The sequence below is a fragment of the Protofrankia sp. CiP1_Cm_nod4 genome, assembly GCF_982290645.1.
Genome location: NZ_CEVIVC010000053.1, coordinates 11,887 through 32,042 on the forward strand (window position 1 = coordinate 11,887; position 20,156 = coordinate 32,042).

Sequence of the window (20,156 nt, forward strand, 5' to 3'; positions counted from 1 at the left end):
CTCTCCTGCTGTGTCGGTTCACTGTGCTGCGTCAGTCCACCGCGGCGGGTACCCGAAGTGATGGGACGATCGCGCGCAGCGCCGCCAGGCCGACGGCGCCGACCCGCAGAACCCGCGGGACGTCATCGGTGCAGTCGACGATCGTCGAGGCGACGCCGAGCGCGCAGGGCCCGCCGTCCAGGTACACCTCGACGGAGTCGCCGAGCTGGGCGAGCGCGTCGTCGGCCGTGGTCGCCGGCGGCCGGCCGCTGATGTTGGCGCTGGACACCGCCATCGGGCCGGTCCGGCCGAGCAGCTCGATCGCCACCGGGTGCAGCGGCATCCGTACCGCGACCGTGCCCCGGGCGTCACCGAGATCCCAGGTCAGCGACGGCGCGTGCCGCACGATCAGGGTGAGCCCACCCGGCCAGAACGCCCGCACCAGGTCACGGACCTGCTGGGTCACCCGCTCCACCAGGCCGTCGAGGGTGCGCCACGAACCGATCAGCACGGGCACGGGCATCTCCGGCCCGCGGCCCTTGGCCGTGAGCAGGGCCTGGACCGCGACCTGGTCGAAGGCGTCGGCCCCGATGCCGTACAGCGTGTCGGTGGGTAACACCACCAGGCCGCCGTGCCGGACCGCGCGGGTGGCCGCCTCCAGGCCGCTCCCCCGTGTCTCGGGGTCCGTGCAGTCGTAGCGTCTGCTCACCGCTCCTCCCCTGCTGTCCCCTGGGCCGGGCCCGGCTTACTGCGGGCCCGGCGGGTCGCCGTGACGAACCGGTCCCGTCCGGTCAGGTCCTGATGGTCGTGGGCATCATCCCAGTGACCGTGCGCCCGCAGCAGGGCAGGGGCCGCCGAGCCGTGCCGGTCGGCATGCTCGATCACCAGCCGGCCACCGTCACGGAGCAGTTCGGCCGCCACCGCCGCGACGGCGCGCACGCCGGCCAGGCCGTCCGGCCCGGCCCACAGGGCGGCCGGCGGGTCGTGATCGTCGACCTCCGGCTCGAGCGTGCCCCGCTCGTCGTCGCCCAGGTACGGCGGGTTGCTCACCACCAGGTCGACCCGGCCGAGCAGGTCCGCCAGCACGTCGGTGACGGCCGGGACGCTCCGGACGCCCGGGACGCCCGGGGCGTCCGACGGGCCGGGCCGGGACGCGGCACCGCCGGACAGGTCGATCCCCACGTCGGCGTGGTGCACGGCCAGCACTCTTCCGGTGAGCACGACGTTACGCTTCGCCCACAGCAGCGCGTCCGGGTCGCTGTCGACGGCGTGCACCCGCGCGCCCGGCAGCTCGTCGGCGAGCGCGAGGGCGATCGCGCCGGAGCCGGTGCACAGGTCCACGCAGACCGGCCTGTCCCAGCCGGCCGCGCGGACGGTGTCGATGGCCTGGCCGACCACCGTCTCGGTCTCCGGCCGGGGCACGAACACACCCGGGCCGACGGCCAGGGTCAGATAGCGGAACCCGACCGTGCCCACCAGGTGCTGCAACGGCACCCTGGCGGCCCGGCGGGCCACCAGGTCGTGGAAGAGGCCGCGCTCGGCCGGGGTCATCGTGGCCGTCAGCGCCAGCCGCCAGCGGGGCTCGCCGGTGACGTGGGCGGCAAGCTGCTCCGCGTCCGCCCGGGGGCTGGCCACCCCGGCCGCGGACAGTACCGCGGCCGCCGCGTCGATCTCGGCCCGTGGGTCCGGGCCGGGCTCGGCGCCCGGGTGCGGGCCCGGCGGGTACGAGGCGCGCGAGGTGCGTGAGGTGTACGGGGCGTGAGGAGGGTGCGCCGCAGGTGTCTGTGCCCGAGCACCGGGCCGGGCCGGGCCGGGCGCGGCGGAGGTCACGTCGCCACCCCGACCGACAGCCTGGCCTGGAGGTCCGCCGCGACCAGCGCGTTGAGGACGTCGTCGAGCTCACCGTCGAGCACCTGGTCGAGGTTGTACGCCTTGTAACCGACCCGGTGGTCGCTGATCCGGTTCTCGGCGAAGTTGTAGGTACGGACGCGCTCGGAGCGGTCCACCGTGCGGACCTGGCTCGCCCGCGCCGCCGACGCCTCGGCCTGCGCCCGCTCACGGGCCGCCGACAGCAGCCGGGCCCGCAGGATGCGCAGGGCCGACTCCTTGTTCTGCAGCTGGCTCTTCTCGTTCTGGCAGGACACCACCAGCCCGCTGGGCAGGTGGGTGATCCGCACCGCCGAGTCCGTCGTGTTGACGCTCTGCCCACCGGGGCCGGAGGAGCGGTACACGTCGATCCGCAGGTCGTTGGGGTCGATGTCGACCTCGACCTCCGCCGCCTCGGGCAGCACCAGGACGCCGGCCGCCGAGGTGTGGACGCGCCCGGCCGACTCGGTGACCGGCACCCGCTGCACCCGGTGGACCCCGCCTTCGAAGCGCAGCCGCCCGAAGACTCCCTCGGAGCCCCCCCGGCCGGCCTTCACCGCCACGCTCACGTCCCGGTAGCCGCCGAGGTCGCTGGGGTTCGCGTCAAGGATCTCGGTCCGCCAGCCGCGGCGTTCGGCGTAGCGCAGGTACATCCGCAGCAGGTCGCCGGCGAACAGGGCCGACTCCTCACCGCCGGCGCCCGCCTTGATCTCCAGGATCGCGTCCCGGGCGTCGTCCGGGTCGGTGGGCACCAGATGGGCGCGCAGTCTGTTACGCAGTGTCTCCTGCTCGGCCTCCAGTTCCGCGACCTCCGCGCGGAACGAGGCGTCCTCGGCGGCGAGCTCGCGGGCCGTCGCCAGATCCGCGGCCACCCGGTCCAGCTCGCGGGCGGTCTCCACCGCCGGGGTCAGTTCCGCGTATCGGCGGCCGAGGCTGCGGGCCAGCGCCGGGTCGGCGTGTACCGACGGGTCGGCGAGCCGGCTCTCCAGCTCGGCGTGCTCGGTGAGCAGAGCGTCGAGCGGAGTGGTCATTTCGGGCGTCTCCTGGTTCTGGGGCGTTCGATCGGCGAGCGGCGCCGGGCGTCACGGGCCGGACAGCGCTGTTCCCGGGTGCTCTCAACGTCGAACTGTAAGCGTGGCTGGGCCGAGCCGCAGCCGGGACGGAACGCGCCCGTGCCATCACCGGTATGGCACGGGCGCGCGCTGTCCGGCCTCCGCGGCGTGCCGTCTGGCCGCCCGCCTGGCCGCGGAGTGCTATTTGGCCGTCGTGCCCGGCTTGTCACCGGGACGGCGGCGGCCGAAACGCCGTTCGAACTTCTCGACCCGGCCACCGACATCGAGAATCTTCTGCTTGCCGGTGTAGAACGGGTGGCACTGGGAGCAGACCTCCGCGTGGATCACACCGTCCGACTTGGTGCTACGGGTCGTGAACGTGGAGCCACAGGTACAGATGACCGTGGTCTCGTGGTACGTCGGGTGAATGTCAGCCCTCATGATCCTTCTTCCCGAAATGGCCGCCGGGTCGCCCTGTCCCCTGAACGAGGGCGTGAACCGGTGCCGGGTGTCGACACTCCAGTCTGCCAGAGCCGGGCGCGCCCTCGGGGCGGGCATCCCGCGGGGGTGTCACAGGGACCCTGGACGGTCCGCCTCGGCTCAGGTCCTGGCCCGGCTCAGTCCTGGCCCGGGGTGGTCTTCGCGATCTGCATCAGGAACTCGTAGTTCGTCCGCGTCTGCTTCAGCCTGTCCAGCAGAAGGTCCAGCGCCTGCTGGGACTCCAGGGTGTGCAGGACCCGACGCAGCTTGTGCATGATCACCAACTCGTCGGGTGCGAGGAGGATCTCCTCCCGACGGGTTCCGGAGGGGTTGACGTCGATCGCGGGGAAGACCCGCTTGTCAGCGATCTTACGGTCGAGCTTGAGCTCGGCGTTGCCAGTGCCCTTGAACTCCTCGAAGATCACTGTGTCCATCGTCGAGCCCGTCTCCACCAGCGCCGTGGCGATGATGGTCAACGAGCCGCCGTTCTCGATGTTCCGGGCGGCGCCGAGGAAGCGCTTCGGCGGGTAGAGCGCGGTGGAGTCCACACCACCGGAGAGAATCCGGCCGGATGCCGGCGCGGCCAGGTTGTACGCCCGGCCGAGACGGGTGATCGAGTCGAGCAGGACGACGACGTCCTCACCCAGTTCCACCAGCCGCTTGGCCCGCTCGATGGACAGTTCGGCGACGCTGGTGTGGTCGGACGGCGGCCGGTCGAACGTCGAGGCGATCACCTCGCCCTTGACCGACCGCTGCATGTCGGTCACCTCTTCGGGACGCTCGTCGACGAGGACGACCATCAGGTGGCATTCCGGGTTGTTCGTGGTGATCGCGTTCGCGATGGCCTGGAGCACCATCGTCTTGCCCGCCTTGGGCGGGCTGACGATCAGCGCGCGCTGGCCCTTGCCGAGCGGCATCACCAGGTCGATGACCCGGGTCGTCAGCAGCTGCGGCTCGGTCTCCAGGCGCAGCCGCTCCTGCGGGTAGAGCGGGGTGAGCTTGGTGAACTCGGGACGGCCGCGCGCCTCCTCCGGCTCCAGGCCGTTGACCGTGTCCAGCCGGACCAGCGCGTTGTACTTGTCCCGCCGCTGCTCGCCCTCCTGCGGCGCCCGGACCACCCCGGTGATCGCGTCACCGCGGCGCAGACCGTGCCGGCGGACCTGGGCCAGGCTCACGTAGACGTCGGTCGGGCCGGTCAGGTAGCCGCTGGTACGCACGAACGCGTAGTTGTCGAGGACGTCGAGGATGCCGGCGACCGGCACAAGCACGTCGTCCTCGCGGACCACCGGCTCCGACTCGGTGAAGCCGCCCTGGCGGCCACGGTTACGGCCACGCTCCCGGAAGCGGCCGCGGTTGCGCCGGTTCCCTCCAGCGAAGTCGTCGTCGCGGCTCGTCTCGCCCCGGTCGGGCTGGGCCCGCTCGGCCTGGCCACGGTCGGCCTGGCCACGGTCGGCCTGGCCACGGTCGGAAGAGCCACGCTCGGCCTGGCCACGCTCGGCCTGGCCACGGTCGGAAGAGCCACGGTCGGACTGGCCACGGTCGGAAGAGGCACGGTCGGAAGAGCCACGTCCCTGGCGGTCGCCGCTCGGGCGGTCGCCCTGCTGGCGCCCCTGGCGTTCACCGGACGCGGGACGCTCGGTCGGCGAACGGTCGCTATCCGACTGCTGACGGTCACGCCTGTCCTCGCGGGCCCGGGCGTTGCCGTTCTCCGACGGGCGGGGAAGGCTGGCCGTCTCGGCCGGCACGGCGACCACCGGCGCGTCCGTCACGCTGGGTATCGAAGGGGGGGGAGTGCTCTCCGCCACGGCGACGGGCTCGGCCGCGGCCGGTGCCACAACGGCTTCCGGCGTGCCGGCGGCCCGCGTGCGGCCGGCACCGCTCGTCGCCTCGGGGGCGGCCGCGGCGGCGGGCTGAGCCTGCCCGGGGCCAGGCAGGACGTCGGTCAGGCTCGTCTGCTCCGCCGGGGCTCTGGACGGGCTGCCCGACCCACGGGAGGCGGCCCGACGGCTGCGTCCACGCGTGGGCGCCTCGGCCGGCGCGCTCGTGCTCACGGCCGGTGCTGGCGCGCCGGTGGGGCCGGCGGCCGGCTCCGGCTGCGCGGCGGGGACGGCCGCGGCGCCCGGCGTCCCGGCCGGGGCGTCGTCGGCCTGGCCGCTGGGAGCCTGCACGTTCTGGATCGCCGCGATGAGCTGCCCCTTTCGCAGACGTCCCACGCCCTGGATACCCAACGAAGCCGCCATGGCCTGCAACTCCGGTAGCAGCATGGCCGAAAGGCCGGTGCCTGAGCGCCGGCGTCGCGTGGAGCCGGTGTCCACGGACGACGTCGGTGTCTGTGACCCCGCAGACTCACGTGCGCTGTCAGGCAGCACGTCGGTGGTGTCGCTCAAGATGTTCCTTCCCTGAAGGGACCGGCTTACGGAAGCCGGGTGATACTTGTTGACCTTCTTCGCCTGGGCATCCCACATGGAAACGATATTCAGCACCGGTGGGCAGGCAGAGCGCCCATGACGGCGCCAACGGCTGAGTACCGCGTGCGAACTCGTCTGTCCCGCTGAGGACTTGACCGGTGCTGGCCGAGGCTTCGATGACGAGGCTGAGGCACCAAGTCCGGTACCAGGTTCCGGCTACGAGGAGCCGGTGGCACCGGCGGGCGAGCACGCGCCGCGGCAGCAGCGGGTGCAGCCACCAGACTATCCAGACGCAGTCACCTGGGCAACATCCTTGCCGGCGTATTGCTTCGGAGTCATCCGTTTCCCGCCCGGGCCGGGGCCATTTCAGCCGATGTGCCGTACTCGTGAGGAGCGTCCACCGGACTTACGGAGCATGCCGGACAGACGTGCCACGCGCGGAACGGACACATCGGCGCCTGTCGCTCGGGAAGCTGTGGAGGATTCCCCACCGGCCGCGGCAGCGGCGGCAGCGGCCGGGCCGTCAGCCGACGACGAGCCTGGCCTGCGCCCCGTCCCGGTCGACGGGCAGGTCGAACACGCTGAAATCCCCGCCGGCACAGGCCCGCGCGAGGGCGGCCTGGTCCTCGTCGACGGCCAGCGCCAGCACCGTCGGTCCGGAACCCGACAGGACGGCCGCCAGCCCCGCCGCCCGCAGCCGGGCGAGCAGACCGCTGGTCTCGGGCATGGACGGCAGCCGGTAGGGCTGGTGCAGCCGGTCGTCGACGGCCGCCAGCAGCGCGTCCCGCCAGGACACAGCGCCCGGCCGGACGCGTTGTTGACTCCCGGTCTGGCTCCCGGCCGGCGTTCCGGCGGGAAAGCCGGCCGGCCGGTCACCGGCGAGGCCGGGACACCCGTTCCGCCCGTCGCCACGCGGCTGGCCGTCCCTCGGGCCGGCAGCGACGCGGCCGCCGTTTTCCGGCCCGGGCGTTTGCGGGGAGGCCTCCGCGGCGCTACCGGCCCCACCGGGGCGGGGCCGCGGGTTTCCCGGCATCGCCCACGGGTTTCCCGACATCGCCATCGCCAGCAGCGCGGCCCGCCCGGCGCTCATCGCCGCGTCCGCGTGGGGCACCCTCGCCGGCAGCGCCACCCGTGACTGTGCCGTCGACTGGCGGCGGGCGGGCACGAACACGACCGGCCGCAGGTCCTCGGGCGGGTCGGTACGGGCCACCCGCGGCGGGCCGTCGCCGTCGTGCCAGGCGATGGTGAAACCGCCGTAGAGGGCGGCGGCGACGTTGTCCGGATGCCCCTCGAGCCGACAGGCGAGCGCGAAGGCCTCCGGGATGCCCGGCCGGCCGCCGCCCAGCGCGCTCGCCGCCAGCAGGCCGCCCACGATCGCCGCGGCCGACGAGCCCAGGCCCCGGCCGTGCGGGATGCGGTTGACGCAGGCCAGCCGGAGCCCGGCCGGAGTGGTACCGGCCGCGGCGAAACCGGCCCGCAGGGCGCGGACGACCAGATGGGTCTCGTCGCGGGCGCCGTCGTCCTCACCGGCCACCTCGATCGACAGACCGGCGCCGGTGACGGTGACGGTGAGCTCGTCGTACAGGCCGAGGGCGAGACCACAGGCGTCGAAGCCCGGGCCGAGGTTGGCGCTGGTCGCCGGTACCCGCACCCGGGCCGTCTGGCCCGTCCGGGGCACGGTCAGCAGCGGTGACGCCGCCGGGTGGTTCACGACCCGTGCAGGTCGAGCGCCGTGGCCGCGGCCGCCACCGTCGCCGGTATGGTCACCGGCCTGGCCGCCCCGCTGATCGCCCACTCGGGGTCCTTCAGCCCGTTGCCCGTCACGGTGCACACCACCCGCTCGCCGGCCTCGACCCGGCCCGCGGCCCGGGCCTGCAGCAGCCCGGCGACGCTCGCCGCGCTGGAGGGCTCGACGAAGACGCCCTCGCGATGCGCGAGGAGCCGGTAGGCCGCGAGGATCTGCCGGTCGGTCACCGCGTCGATCCCGCCGCCGGAGTCGTCCCGGGCCCGCACGGCAAGGTCCCACGACGCGGGGTTGCCGATCCGGATCGCGGTGGCGATCGTCTGCGGCCGGTCCACCACGCTGCCGCGCACGATGGGGGCGGCACCGGCCGCCTGGAAACCGTGCATGCGGGGCCGGCCGGCGCCGCTGCGCGCGTCCTCCTCGACGTAGCCGCGCCAGTAAGCTGTGATATTCCCCGCATTTCCGACCGGCAGGCAGTGGACGTCGGGAGCCGAGCCCAGATCTTCGACGATCTCGAAGGAAGCGGTCTTCTGCCCCTCCAGGCGGAACGGGTTCACCGAGTTGACGAGGGTGACCGGGAAGGTGTCCGCGAGCTCGCGGGCGACCCGCAGGCAGTCGTCGAAGGAGCCGTCGAGCTGCAGCAGACGGGCCCCGTGGACAAGGGCCTGCGCCAGCTTCCCCATCGCGATCTTGCCGTCCGGCACCAGCACGGCGCAGGTCAGCCCGGCACGAGCGGCGTACGCGGCGGCGCTGGCACTGGTGTTGCCGGTGGACGCGCAGATCACCGCCTGGGAACCCGCCTCGACCGCACGGCTGATGGCCATCGTCATCCCACGGTCCTTGAACGAACCGGTCGGGTTGGCACCCTCGACCTTGAGATGGACCTCGCAGCCGGTCAGCTCGGACAGGTGAGCCGCGGGCAGCAGCGGGGTCCCGCCCTCCCGGAGAGAGACCACCGGCGTGTCCGCGGAGACCGGGAGCCGGTCCCGGTACTCCTCGATCACTCCCCGCCACACCCGGCGCGTCCTGGCGGCCCGCGCCGCCTCGGCGGCGGGGCCCGCGACCGCCTGCGGCACGGCTGCCCGTGCCGCAGGCGACCCCACCGGCACCGTCGCCGCAGGCGACCCCACCGGCACCGTCGCGGCACGCGATGTTGTCGTCACAGCTCACCTCCCTCGACCCGCATCACGCTCGCGACGGCGCGGACGACGTCCAGTTCCCGCAGCTCCTCGACGGTCGCGGACAGGGCCGCGTCGGTGGCCGCATGCGTGATCAGGACCAGACTCGCGTCGTCGCCGTGACCGTCCTGGCGGACGCTCTGGATGGACACGTCCTGGCGCGCGAACGCGGCGGCGACCGAGGCGAGCACCCCGGTCTTGTCCGTCACGTCCAGGTTGATGTGGTAGCGCGTCACGGTCGCGCCCATCGGCAGGACGGGCAGGGCCGCGTAGGCGGACTCCCCCGGGCCACGCCGGCCGGCCAGCCGGTTGCGCGCCACCGCGACCAGGTCGCCGAGCACCGCGGACGCCGTGGGCGAGCCACCGGCCCCACGGCCGTAGAACATCAGCTGACCGGCCGCCTCCGCCTCGACGAACACGGCGTTGAACGCCTCCCGGACCGCCGCCAGCGGATGCGTCCGCGGGATCATCGCCGGGTGCACGCGCACACTCACTCCGGGTGCCTCCACCGACCGTTCGGCGATGGCGAGCGCCTTCACCGTGCAGCCCATGGCGCGGGCGCTGGCGATGTCCGCGGCGGTGACGTCACCGATGCCCTCCCGGTGGACGTCGTCCAGGGTCACCCGGGTGTGGAACGCCAGCTGCGCGATGATCGCCGCCTTCGCGGCGGCGTCGAAGCCGTCGATGTCCGCGCTCGGGTCGGCCTCGGCGTACCCGAGCGCGGCCGCCTCCTCAAGGGCCTCGGCGAAGCCGGCACCGGTCTCGTCCATCCGGGTGAGGATGTAGTTGGTGGTGCCGTTGACGATGCCGAGCACCCGGCGGACCCGGTCACCGGCGAGGCTCTCCCGCAGCGGGCGCAGCAGCGGGATCGCGCCGGCGACCGCCGCCTCGTAGTAGAGGTCCACGCCGTGCGCGGCGGCGGCGTCGTACAGCGCCGCGCCGTGGGTGGCCAGCAGCGCCTTGTTCGCCGTCACCACCGACTTGCCCGCGCGCAGCGCGGCGAGCAGCCAGCCGCGGGCCGGTTCGATGCCGCCGACCACCTCCACGACGATGTCGATGTCGTCCCGGGTCGCCAGCGCCGCCGCGTCCCCGGTGAAAACCGCCGGATCGACCGGGAGGTCGCGCGCGATGGACGGGCGGCGGACGGCCACGCCGGCCAGCTCCAGGGGCGTGCCCACCCGGGCGGCGAGATCTTCGGCATGGGTGTGCAGCAGCCGAACGACGTCACTGCCGACCACACCACACCCCAGCAGCGCAATCCTCATCATCGCCGGTTCCTCATCGCGGATTCCTCACCGGAGCTTCTCCCCGTGGCCTGCCCCAGCATGCCCCTGCCGATCGTGGACGTGCCCCTGCCGGCCGTGGGCCTGGCCCTGCCGATCGTGGACGTGCCGGCACAGCCACCGGCGGGTACCGGCTGGTGGACGGGCGAACGGGCCTGGTCACGCACGACAGTCACATCCTCGTCGGAGCCGACACGCCCAGCAGGTGGAGGCCACCGGCAAGCACGATCCTGGTCGCGTCGGCGAGCAGCAGCCGCGCCCCGGTGAGCGCCCCTGCCGCGTCGTCGCCCCGGGGCAGCACCTCGCATGCCCCCTGGAAACAATGGTAGGTATCGGCGAGCTCTTCGAGGTAACGCGCGACCCGGTACGGTGCCCACGGCTCAGCCACCGCCGCGACGGCCCTCGGCAGATCACCCAGCGCCCGCAGCAGATCGCCCTCGCGCGGATGGGTCAGCAGGGACACGTCCGCGCCCTCGACATCCACCCCCAGCCCCAACTGCCCGGCATTGCGCAGCAGCAGACAAATACGTGCATGAGCATACTGGACGCGGAAAACCGGGCTGTCGTTGGCCCGCCTGGCAATGACGTCGAGGTCGATGTCGCGCACACCGACGCTGCCCGGTGGGAGGCGGGCGAGCGAATAACGGGCCGCGTCCGCCCCGACCGCGTTCACCAAGCCGGCCAGACCAGCCAGGTCGGCGAGGCCAGCCAGGTCGGCGGGGCCGGCGATCGAACCAGTGGCGGTGCGCCCGCCGCCGACGTGATCGCCGCCGTCACGGCGGCCCGCCTGATCGTCGTCGCTGTCCGGCCGCCGGAAACCGGGCACGACACCGTCGCCCGCGGCACCACGGACCGCGGCGTCTTGGGCCGCGACGTCCCGGGCCGCGATGTCGCGGACATAGCCGTCGCCCGCGCGCACGACCGTCCGGGCGATCTCGCCGAGGGCGTCACTCGCCAGCCGGATGTTGAGGAAGCCGCCGGCGGCGACATCGACAGCGGACACCGCCCGGTCCAGACGCAGCCGGGCCGCGACCGCCTCCGCGATCTCCCGCGGCGGCCGACGCGCCGGCCGGGCGAGCCGGAGGGCGAGCGGGGTGGCGTAGTCACCATGCCCCGCGGCCCTGGGACGTGCGACCGGCACCGTCGCGGGTACCTCCACGTCGAGCTCGTCGTCCGCGACAAGATCGCGAACGATGGCCCGCAGGGTTTCCGCGAGATCGGCCGGAGTCATGGCGTGATGCTATCGGCGCGCACCGGCCCCGGCCGGCCGCCGAACCCCGGACGGGCCGGTCGTGACCTCAGACGGGCTGGCCGCGGCCGGCGGCGAGCCGGCGCACGACCCCGATCAGCTCGTCCGGGTCGAAGGGCTTGGTGAGGTAGTAGTCCACCCCGAGCCGTTCCCCACGCCTGAGGTCCGCGGCCTGGGCGCGCGCGGACAGCAGGACCACCGCGATGTCCGCCGTGGCGGGATCCTCGCGCAGGCGGGCAACCACGTCCCAGCCGTCCAGGTGCGGCATCATGACGTCCAATGTGATCACATGCGGCGCGACGGACCGGACCCGCTCCAGACAGTCGAAACCGTCGACCGCGGTGTACACCTCGAAGCCCTCCAGCTCGAGGTTGACCACCACAAGCTGGCGGATCACGGCGTCGTCATCCACGACGAGGACGCGCGGGGCTTCGCAGTACACATCCGGAGCTTACGGCTACCCGGCCGGATGACCACCCCCACGGGCCTGGTACGGTAAGAGCCGCAGCCCCGGAGCCCCCGTAGCTCAGGGGATAGAGCACTGCCCTCCGGAGGCAGGTGCGCAGGTTCGAATCCTGCCGGGGGCACACGTTGTGACTTACAGTAGCAAGAGCTGCATTTTTCCTGCTCATAATAGCTACTTCAGGACATAGATTCGCTACCTTCCACTGGCTCCAGCTTCGGCCCTGTACACCCGCAACGCCGACGGCTTCCACGGGCTGGACGAAGCGGTCACCGTCATCGCGCTCTGATCATGCCCAACCGGCGAAGCTCATGCATCGCCACGGCGGACCCTCAACGGTTGAACTCCGGCCATTCCAGCGAGGCCGGCTCGTCGGTGCCGCTGGTACCGGACTCCCAGCTGCCCGGCTCATCGAGGTATCCCTGCCAGCCCGCCGGATCCTCCCGCTGGATCCGGGCGTAGGCCTCCTCGATCGCGGACCAGTGCTGCTCGGCCTCCAGCCTGCGCGACTCGACGTCCAACAGAACCTCCCGGCCCGGGCAGGCCGACCGGCCAGGGAGGTGATGAGCGTGGCCGGCCGGGCCGGCGGAACATCGGCCCCGGGGCGGGGATGCCCGTCGTCGACAACGGACCGGGCAGCGGACGGAAGACAATGATCACTTGCGTCTCGGGCCGTTCGCGTCCCGCCGGGGGGAACTGGCGCGGCGGGAGACGGGCGGCCGGTCGGCACAGTAAAATATATTAATTCTAATTATATTTAGATGGATGACGCTGGATAGGCCGAGAGCGTCGCGGCCGCCGGCCGAAGAACCGATCGAGGAGACGTGCGTGCCACCGCCGCCGAACGAACAGCCCGACGACTGGACGGAGCCCGGCGCGCATCCCGTGGCGGCCGGGGTCTACCGCATCCCGCTCCCACTGCCGTACAGCGGTCTGCGCGCCGTGAACGTCTACGTCGTGCCGGACGACGACGGCCTGGTCGTGGTGGACTCCGGCTGGGCCATGCCGTCCACCGAATCCGCGCTGGTCACCGCCCTGGGCACGCTCGGCTACCAGCTCGACGACGTCTCCCGCGTGGTGGTGACCCATGCGCACCACGACCACTACACCCAGGCCCTCGCCCTGCGCGCGCGGTTCGGGACAAAGGTCAGCATCGGCCGGGAGGAGCGCCACTCGATACACGCCGGCGGGGAAACCGAGGTCCTCGCCCGTCCACAGATCGCGATGCTGCTGCGCTGCGGCGCCCCCGAGCTGGCCGAACGCTACGCCCGATACCTGCTGCACGAGACGGACCACTCGCAGGACGCGCCGTGGGGCACCCCCGACAGCTGGCTCGACGACGGCGACGTCGTCGGCCTGGCGAAGCGCAGGCTCGACGTCCTCGCCACCCCCGGGCACACCCGCGGCCACGTGGTGCTTCGTGACAATGCCAACGGCCTGCTGTTCGCCGGCGACCACGTGTTACCGCACATCACCCCATCACTGGGGTTCGAGTGGGCGCCCGAACCGTCGCCGCTGCGCAGCTTCCTGCAGTCGCTGCGGCTGATGGGCGGCCTGCCCGACACGCTGCTGCTGCCCGCGCACGGCCCGGTCACCACCAGCGTGCACCGGCGGGTCGAGGAACTGCTGGCCCACCACGAGGCACGTCTGGACAGCGCCGCCCGCAATGTCCGCGCGGGCGCCGAGACGGCGTTCCAGGTCGCGTCGGCGATGCGCTGGACCCGCCGGGAACGGCGGCTGGACGAACTCGACACGACCAGCCAGACGCTGGCCGTTCTCGAGATCGAGGCGCACCTCGACCTGCTGGTGGAACACGGCCAGCTGGTGGCGGCCACCGCCGAGGACGGCGTTGTGCGCTACGCCCCTCGTGGCTGAGGGCCCCATGGCTGAGGGCCCCATGGCTGACATCCGCTACTGGACGACGGATCCTGGCAGAAACGACGACGGACGGTGACGGAAAAGAAGATCTATCGTGGTATTTCATCCTAAAAACAGATCGATTGTTGTTAGCATGCTGGAACGTTGCTTGTCGGCGCTAGGTGTGCGCACAGGGGCGTGTTACGCTCCCCTCCGCCGGAGGGGACCGGACATGTAAGGACTCATGTTGCCCAGACTTCTGTCCTCCGCACCGATCAGATCCAGGTTCAGGACCCGGCGGCGGCTCCTGGCGGCGGCGTTGGCACTGCCGTTGGGTGTTGCTCTCGCGGCCTGCCAGGCCCCTCGTACGTCCACGTCACCGGAGTCCTCCGCGCCCCCCACCTCGTCCATAGCGCAGCAGGCTGCCAGGGCCTACCTGGCGGCGCGTCCGTCGCATGACGCGTCCGCCGCCCCGGCCGGCCAGCCGGCTCAGCCGTCGGCGCCCGCGGAGGGGCCGACGCAGCAGGCAGCGCCCGCGCAGGCCCTGGTCGCTCCGTTGGTGGCGAACCCGGCCCGCCCGCCGCTCGCGTCCGCCCCCGCCAGCCGGCCGCCGGGACTCGACGACAGCTGGCGCCTGGTGTTCGGCGACGAGTTCAACGCATCCGTGCTGGACCCCGCCAAGTGGGTCACCAACGTCTGGCAGGGCGCCCAGTGCGGGGCCAACTCCGGCAACCACGGGTCGCAGAACTGCTACTCGCCGTCCGCGGTGACGCAGAGCGATGGCAATGCGCACCTGACCGCCAGCCAGACCCCCTACAACTTCAACGGCAGGATATTCCCGTACACCAGCGGCATCATCAACAGCGACCAGCAGTACTTCTTCACCTACGGTTATGTGGACGTCCGCGCCAGGCTGCCGAAGGGCAAGGGGTTCTGGCCCGCGATCTGGCTGTACAACCCGGCCTACACACTCGATGAGATCGACATCATGGAATTCATCGGTGAGGACCAGACAACCATCTTCCAGACGCTGCACACCAAGCACGGCGGTGAGAACCAGTTCAAGACCAGGCATGCGGACTGGAGCGCCGACTATCACAACTTCGCCGCCAGGTGGGAGCCGGGTGCGCTGACCTTCTACATCGACGGCGTGCAGACCGGCCGCCTGACAAACCTGGTTCCTTCGGAGAAGATGTACCTGATGGTGAACCTGGACGTGGGCGGCCCCTCCAGCTGGGGTGGTGCGCCCAACAGCGCCACCCGGTTCCCCAGCAGCGTCGACATCGACTACGTCCACATCTACCAGCAGGCCCCGTAACCGCCGACAGGGCCGCGGCGCCACCGGGGCCGGTATGGGCCCGCCGGATCGGCCGCGTCACCGCGACCGGTCGATCCGCGCCGGTCACAGGGCGGTGACGCAGCCGGCGGACTCGGCCGGCCGATCCGGCGGCCTGCCCTCCCTTCCGATTTCCTGTCACTTCTGATTTCCTGTCACCTTGGATTTCTCAGCAGGCGGGCGTGCCGAAAACCTGGGCCCAGTAGATGCCGTAATCACCGCCGCGCGCGCAGCCGACGCCGATCTGGGTGAAATCCCCGTTGAGTATGTTCCGGCGGTGCCCGGGGCTGTTCATCCAGCCGGTCATCACCTCCGCCGGGCTGTTCTGGCCGGCCGCCACGTTCTCGCCCAGCATCCGGTAGCGGTAACCGGCCGCGGCCGCACGGTCGGTCATTGTCCGGCCGTCCAGGCTGACATGGTCCATGTAGCTGTTCGCCGCCATGTCCTCGCTGTGCCGCTGCGCCGCCAGGGCCAGGCAGGCGTCCGCGGTGAGCGGGCGCTGGCCCGCCCTGCCGCGTTCGGCGTTCACCAGTGCCACGACCTGCGGGACCATGCCCCCGCTGATGTCCCCACCGGCGGCGGGTGAGGCGGCCGGCCGTGCCGGTGCAGGCGGCGGGATCACCGGTGGGCCCGCCGGCGCGGCACCGTCGTCGTCGACCTGGACGCCGAAGTCGCGGACCAGCCCGGCGAGGCCGTCGGAATAGCCCTGACCGAGCGCCCGGATCTTCCACCCGGCCTCACGCTGGTAGATCTCCGCGAGCAGCAGAACGGTCTCCTGCCGTGGCCGCGGCGGGGCGAAGCGCGCGACGGGGGCGCCGCCCCGGCCACGGACGTCCAGGACCGGCAGCGGCAGCTGTCCGAGCGTCACGCCGGTGTCGGCCGGGCTCACGGCGATGACCACCCTGGTTGCCGCGGGACGCAGCCGGGCCGGGTCGATGCTGGCGCCGTCGCCGGCCAGCCGGGCCCCGGGCGCGGACGGCTGGTTGTAGAAGACGAAGTCGCCGTCCCCGGCGACCTTCCCGTTACCACTGGTGATAAGAAGCGACAGGTCGAACGGCCCGGCCACGTGAACGGACAGGGTGCCATCCGGCAACGGCCGGTTGGCACCGGCGACCAGCTCAATCATGATCACTCCGAGTAGGTGGCTGTCGTCATCCGTGACCGGTGAATCTCAGCGAGTGAATCACGGCGGCCGGAAACCGGGCCGTCGGTCCGCCAGCATGCCTTCGATTTCTCTTATAAAGACGAATAAGTATCACGTATTGTCCCGGGCTGCGACCAAAGAATTCCCTTGATTCGGACAAAAGCGTCCGACAAGTCACATTCTGGCCGCGGCCAGGGGTGTTAGTGTCCCTGGCATGGCCGAGACGGTGTCCGCCCCTCGCGGATCCTCATCCATTCCAGATACACATCCCGCTCCAGATACACATCCCACCGCCGGCGGCAGGCCGCCGGAAACCCCGGAACCGGCGTCGGCGGTCTGTACGCCGGCAGCCCCGTCCGCTCCGGCCGCCCCGGTACGGGCAGCGGCGACACAGGCAGCACATCCCGAACCGGCGCCCACGGGCCGTGCGCCGGCGCCGATTGCCAGCACCTCGATCGGACGCTCCGTCCGGCTCTTCCGCGCCGCCCGACGCGAGCCGGTCGAGCCGGCCGGCTTCTACTCGCTGCTGGCCGCCGACTCCGTGTACCAGCTCAGCCACTTCACCACGCTGGCCGGCTCGCTCGTCCTGGACGTCGGCGGCGGCCCCGGCTACTTCCGCACCGCCTTCCGGCAGGCCGGCGCCCACTACCTCTGGGTCGAGCCGGACATCTCCGAGCTGAGCGCCGGTGGCATCGTGGAGCCGGGGCGGGTGCTCGGCAGCGCGTTGGACATGCCGTTCGCCACCGCCTCGGTGGACATCTGCTACTCGTCGAACGTCCTGGAGCACGTGCCGGACCCGTGGCGGATGTGCGAGGAGATGGTGCGGGTCACCCGGCCCGGCGGGGTGATCTTCCTGAGCTTCACCAACTGGCTCTCGCCCTGGGGCGGGCACGAGACCGCGCCCTGGCACTACCTCGGCGGCCACCGCGCGGCCCGGCGCTACGAGCGCCGCACCGGGACCCCACCGAAGAACCGCTACGGCAGCAGCCTGTTCCCGGTGGCGGTGGCCGATGCCCTGGAGTGGGCCTTACAACCATCACGGGATCGACGTCGTAACCGCCATGCCGCGCTACCTGCCGGCCTGGACCAGGCCGATCCTGCGGGTCCCGGGCCTGCGGGAGGTCGCCACCTGGAACCTGGCCATGGTCTTCCGCCGGCGCTGACCGGCCGACGGCGCCGCGGCCGTGTCCGCGGACGACTGACGGCCCGGGCACCGGCGCTACCCGGCGGCTCACGCCCGGCGGCAACCACTACCGGACCGGGCCGTCGGTGGCCCGGGCACCCGGGCCACCGGCCGACCAGCCGTCACGAGCGAGACGCCCCTGCCCTTTTCGTGCCGGGCGCCACTTCCACGCCTGGCACGAACCAGGGAAAGTAAACAAGGGAAAGTAGCCACGAAAACAGCTGCGACAGTGCGCGGCGACAAGAGCCTGCCGAAAAGGGCCCGGCGAAGAAGACCGAAGAGCGCCGGACCCGGGCCCGGCGGGCCGCGTTCACCCGCCAGCGGCCGGTGACCGTCCCGGCGGAGTCCAGCTGATTGCCGCCCCTGGCTGATTGCCGCCTGGCTGATTGCCGCTTCTGGCTGATTGCCGCTTCTGGCTGATTGCCGCCCCTGACCGGCACGGTTCCGCGACAGGCTCGACAGCCGGCCGGCCGTCCCCTCGCTTTCACGATTCGACAGTGTTCGGTCACGCGATTTCAGGACACATCCGTGTTGCTCGGCCGGCGTTTTCGGGGGGCCGGGGCCGCCGGCCGGACCAGCCATGATCCGACCCGGCCGTGGTCAGATCAGCCGGAGCTGGCGTCCCTGGTCCGGGCGGGCCCGGCGGGGCCGTAGCGGGCCGGAACGGCGCTCGAGCAGCGGCGCGCCCAGGCCATCCAGGAAAGGCGACGGCCGCACCTCGGACACCTGCCGGCCACGGCGGGCCGCGTGGGTGAGCACAAGCTGCTCCCGGGCCCGGGTCATGCCCACGAACAGCAGCCGCCGCTCCTCCTCGTCACTGTCGTCGCTGTCACTCCTGGTGAGTCCGCCGGCCCCGCTCGTACCGGCGACCACGCCGGACGGGGACGTGCCCGCCCAGCGCAGCGGCAGCAGGCCGTCCTCGCAGCCGATGATGACGACGAACCCGAACTCCAGCCCCTTGGCGGCGTGCAGCGTCAGCAGGGAGATCCGGTCCGCCCGGGGGTCGAAGGTGTCGACCTCCGCACCGAGCGCGATCTCCGAGCGGAAACGCTCCAGGTCGTCGCCGCACTCGGTGGCCAGCGGGGTCAGGACGTCCAGCGCGTACCGGACCTCGGCCTCGCTCGGCGGTCCGGCCGGAGGCTGCGGCGCGGACCCGCCCGGCGGCACCGGCCCGCCCCGGGTGCCCGGCGCTGTCCCGGACGGGCTGCCGGAGGATGCCGCCGTGCCGCCGCCGCGGCCGGGCAGGGCCGCGGCGTGCTCGAGCGCGGTCTGGGCCGCCGTCCGCAGCCGCGCGAGAACGCCGCGGCCCCGCGCCGGCACCGCGCCCACGAGAGGCCCGGTGGGCGTCGGACCTACCGGAGGGCCGGCCGGTGCCGTCCCCGCCGGGATCGCGGTGCCTGCCGGGAGCGGGGAAGGCGCGGGAATCCCGCCGGCCGGCGTGTCGTCGCCGATGAGCTCCAGCAGGTACGCGACGCCCGGGGTGTCCGCGAACCGGTTGTGGGACCGGCGCTGGAAGGGGAACCCCTGCCGGTCGAGGGCGTCCATCACCGGCCGGGCCTGGCGGGCCGTGCGGTAGAGCACCGCGATGTCGGAGAAGGACAGCCGGGCCTGCTCCGTCCCGTCCACGCCGGTGTCCAGCGCGTGGAAGGACGTGCCGCCCAGGGCCTCATCGATGAGGCCCACGACGACCGATGCCTCGTCGGCCTCGTCGGCGGTACGGCGCAGCAGCACCGGGGCGCTGCGCGGATGGTGCCCGACGGCGCGCAGGGTCCGGCCGGGCACCAGGGTGGCCGGTTCGATCAGGCGGACGGCGGCATCGACGATCATGGGTGTGGAACGGTAGTTGCGGGTCAGCGACACCACCTCCGCGTCCCGGAAATCGTCCCGGAAACGCAGGAAGAAGCCCACGTCGGAGCCGCGGAAGGAGTAGATGGCCTGGTCCGGGTCGCCGATCGCGCACAGGTTCGCCGCCGGCCACGCGCCGGTCGCGCCGTCGGCGGCGGAATCCCCGCCAGCGACGTCCTCCGATGGCTCCGACGCCCCCGGTGCTTCCGATGGCTCCGGTGCTTCCGGTGCTTCCGGTGACGCGGCCTGCCACGGCACCGACCGCGCCGACCGGGCGGGCGAGGCGTCGCGGAAGCGCCCGGCCAGCATGGTCAGCAGGACGTACTGCAGCTCGTCGACGTCCTGGTACTCGTCGACCCAGACGTGCTGCCAGCGCGCCCGGTACTCGTCGGCGACCTCGGGATGCTCCCGCATCGCCAGCACGGGCAGCTGGACGAGGTCGTCGAGGTCGACCAGGTTGCGCGCGCGCAGCCCGCGGTCGTACTCCCGCGCCAGCACGGCCAGCTCGTGCCCGTCGGTGGGCTCCCCGAGCGCGCGGGCACGGCGCAGCCCGGCCAGCGCGCGCCGCAGCCGCTCCAGGTTGCGCGCCCCCGACGCCGTGCCGGCCAGCGCCTCCCGCAGGACCTGCGCGCGCACCGCCTCGTCCGCGACCGTGACGCCGGGCCCCAGGCCGAGCCGGGCGTGCTGCTCCTGGACCATCCGCAGCCCCAGGCCGTGGAAGGTGGTCGCGAAGACGCGCGACGCCTGCTGGGGGATGAGCGCGTCGAGCCGTTCACGCAGCTCGGCCGCGGCCCGCCGGGTGAAGGTCACCGCCAGGCACCGCTCGGCCGGCACCGCGCACTCCCGCACCCGGTACGCGATCGCGTGGACGAGGGTGCGGGTCTTGCCGGTCCCCGGCCCGGCGACGATCAGCAACGGGCCGTTCGTGACGGCCGCCGCGGCACGCTGCTCGGCGTCGAGAGCGGCCAGGACGGACGAGCCGGGCATCTCGGGCGGCGCGCTCGGAAGCGGCGCGCTCTGGAGGGGCACGCCCGTCACGGAACCGGCGGCGGGCGCGTCGAAGGATGGTGGGCCGGCGGCGGGCGGGCC

Annotated in this window: 16 protein-coding genes and 1 tRNA gene; 4 read left to right on the top strand and 13 right to left on the bottom strand. The window is 72.6% G+C overall.

All coding sequences use genetic code 11. The annotated features are described in order from the left end of the window. Nucleotides 1-31: 31 nt before the first annotated feature. From AC5LSR_RS12315 to AC5LSR_RS12360, 10 genes are all read right to left on the bottom strand, one after another. A complete protein-coding gene (locus AC5LSR_RS12315) occupies nucleotides 32-688 on the bottom strand; it encodes an L-threonylcarbamoyladenylate synthase (RefSeq protein WP_250281267.1) in 657 nt (218 codons plus the stop codon). After that, nucleotides 685-1,809 (bottom strand): peptide chain release factor N(5)-glutamine methyltransferase, encoded by a 1,125-nt coding sequence (gene prmC, locus AC5LSR_RS12320; RefSeq protein ID WP_250281265.1) that lies wholly within the window; start codon nucleotides 1,807-1,809, stop codon nucleotides 685-687. The genes AC5LSR_RS12315 and prmC overlap by 4 nt, the downstream gene beginning before the upstream one ends. Beyond that, nucleotides 1,806-2,876, bottom strand: a complete 1,071-nt coding sequence (gene prfA / locus AC5LSR_RS12325) for a peptide chain release factor 1 (protein WP_250281263.1) — start codon at nucleotides 2,874-2,876, stop codon at nucleotides 1,806-1,808. Before prfA ends, prmC begins: the two co-directional genes overlap by 4 nt. Before the next feature lie 222 nt (nucleotides 2,877-3,098). Next, nucleotides 3,099-3,338 carry a 50S ribosomal protein L31 gene (gene rpmE, locus AC5LSR_RS12330; RefSeq protein WP_250281262.1) on the bottom strand — a complete coding sequence of 80 codons (240 nt, stop codon included), beginning with the start codon at nucleotides 3,336-3,338 and terminating at the stop codon, nucleotides 3,099-3,101. A gap of 176 nt (nucleotides 3,339-3,514) precedes the next feature. Further along, entirely contained in the window at nucleotides 3,515-5,764 is a 2,250-nt protein-coding gene (gene rho, locus AC5LSR_RS12335) for a transcription termination factor Rho (RefSeq protein ID WP_493468476.1), read from the bottom strand. Nucleotides 5,765-6,308: 544 nt separating this feature from the next. After that, nucleotides 6,309-7,496, bottom strand: coding sequence for a homoserine kinase (locus tag AC5LSR_RS12340; protein WP_250286287.1), 1,188 nt, complete (start codon nucleotides 7,494-7,496; stop codon nucleotides 6,309-6,311). Next, nucleotides 7,493-8,692 carry a threonine synthase gene (gene thrC / locus AC5LSR_RS12345; RefSeq protein ID WP_250286284.1) on the bottom strand — a complete coding sequence of 400 codons (1,200 nt, stop codon included), beginning with the start codon at nucleotides 8,690-8,692 and terminating at the stop codon, nucleotides 7,493-7,495. The genes AC5LSR_RS12340 and thrC overlap by 4 nt, the downstream gene beginning before the upstream one ends. Then, on the bottom strand, nucleotides 8,689-9,972 hold the full coding sequence (locus AC5LSR_RS12350) for a homoserine dehydrogenase (RefSeq protein WP_250286292.1): 1,284 nt from the start codon (nucleotides 9,970-9,972) through the stop codon (nucleotides 8,689-8,691). The genes thrC and AC5LSR_RS12350 overlap by 4 nt, the downstream gene beginning before the upstream one ends. 190 nt (nucleotides 9,973-10,162) lie before the next feature. Beyond that, a complete protein-coding gene (locus tag AC5LSR_RS12355; protein WP_250286282.1) occupies nucleotides 10,163-11,221 on the bottom strand; it encodes a DALR anticodon-binding domain-containing protein in 1,059 nt (352 codons plus the stop codon). Between the two features lie 67 nt (nucleotides 11,222-11,288). Next, the gene (locus AC5LSR_RS12360) at nucleotides 11,289-11,681 is read right to left on the bottom strand and encodes a response regulator transcription factor (RefSeq protein ID WP_445548535.1); all 393 of its coding nucleotides are present in this window, start codon (nucleotides 11,679-11,681) and stop codon (nucleotides 11,289-11,291) included. 73 nt (nucleotides 11,682-11,754) lie between these two features. On the opposite strand from AC5LSR_RS12360, the gene AC5LSR_RS12365 reads away from it, so the two are divergent. After that, nucleotides 11,755-11,826 (top strand) — tRNA-Arg (locus tag AC5LSR_RS12365). 208 nt (nucleotides 11,827-12,034) lie between these two features. Here the strand turns inward: AC5LSR_RS12365 and AC5LSR_RS12370 are convergent. After that, nucleotides 12,035-12,223, bottom strand: coding sequence for a hypothetical protein (locus tag AC5LSR_RS12370; protein WP_250286279.1), 189 nt, complete (start codon nucleotides 12,221-12,223; stop codon nucleotides 12,035-12,037). Nucleotides 12,224-12,530: 307 nt separating this feature from the next. On the opposite strand from AC5LSR_RS12370, the gene AC5LSR_RS12375 reads away from it, so the two are divergent. Beyond that, nucleotides 12,531-13,577 (top strand): MBL fold metallo-hydrolase, encoded by a 1,047-nt coding sequence (locus AC5LSR_RS12375; protein ID WP_250286277.1) that lies wholly within the window; start codon nucleotides 12,531-12,533, stop codon nucleotides 13,575-13,577. 226 nt (nucleotides 13,578-13,803) lie between these two features. Further along, nucleotides 13,804-14,877 (top strand): glycoside hydrolase family 16 protein, encoded by a 1,074-nt coding sequence (locus AC5LSR_RS12380; RefSeq protein WP_493468477.1) that lies wholly within the window; start codon nucleotides 13,804-13,806, stop codon nucleotides 14,875-14,877. Nucleotides 14,878-15,064: 187 nt separating this feature from the next. Here the strand turns inward: AC5LSR_RS12380 and AC5LSR_RS12385 are convergent, their stop codons facing one another. Next, entirely contained in the window at nucleotides 15,065-16,021 is a 957-nt protein-coding gene (locus tag AC5LSR_RS12385; protein WP_250287280.1) for a CAP domain-containing protein, read from the bottom strand. A gap of 559 nt (nucleotides 16,022-16,580) precedes the next feature. Between AC5LSR_RS12385 and AC5LSR_RS12390 the strand changes: the two genes are divergently transcribed. Beyond that, nucleotides 16,581-17,417, top strand: a complete 837-nt coding sequence (locus AC5LSR_RS12390; protein ID WP_493468478.1) for a class I SAM-dependent methyltransferase — start codon at nucleotides 16,581-16,583, stop codon at nucleotides 17,415-17,417. Between the two features lie 405 nt (nucleotides 17,418-17,822). Here the strand turns inward: AC5LSR_RS12390 and AC5LSR_RS12395 are convergent. Beyond that, the coding region (locus tag AC5LSR_RS12395; RefSeq protein ID WP_493468479.1) for an ATP-dependent helicase at nucleotides 17,823-20,156 on the bottom strand (2,334 nt) is incomplete at its 5' end.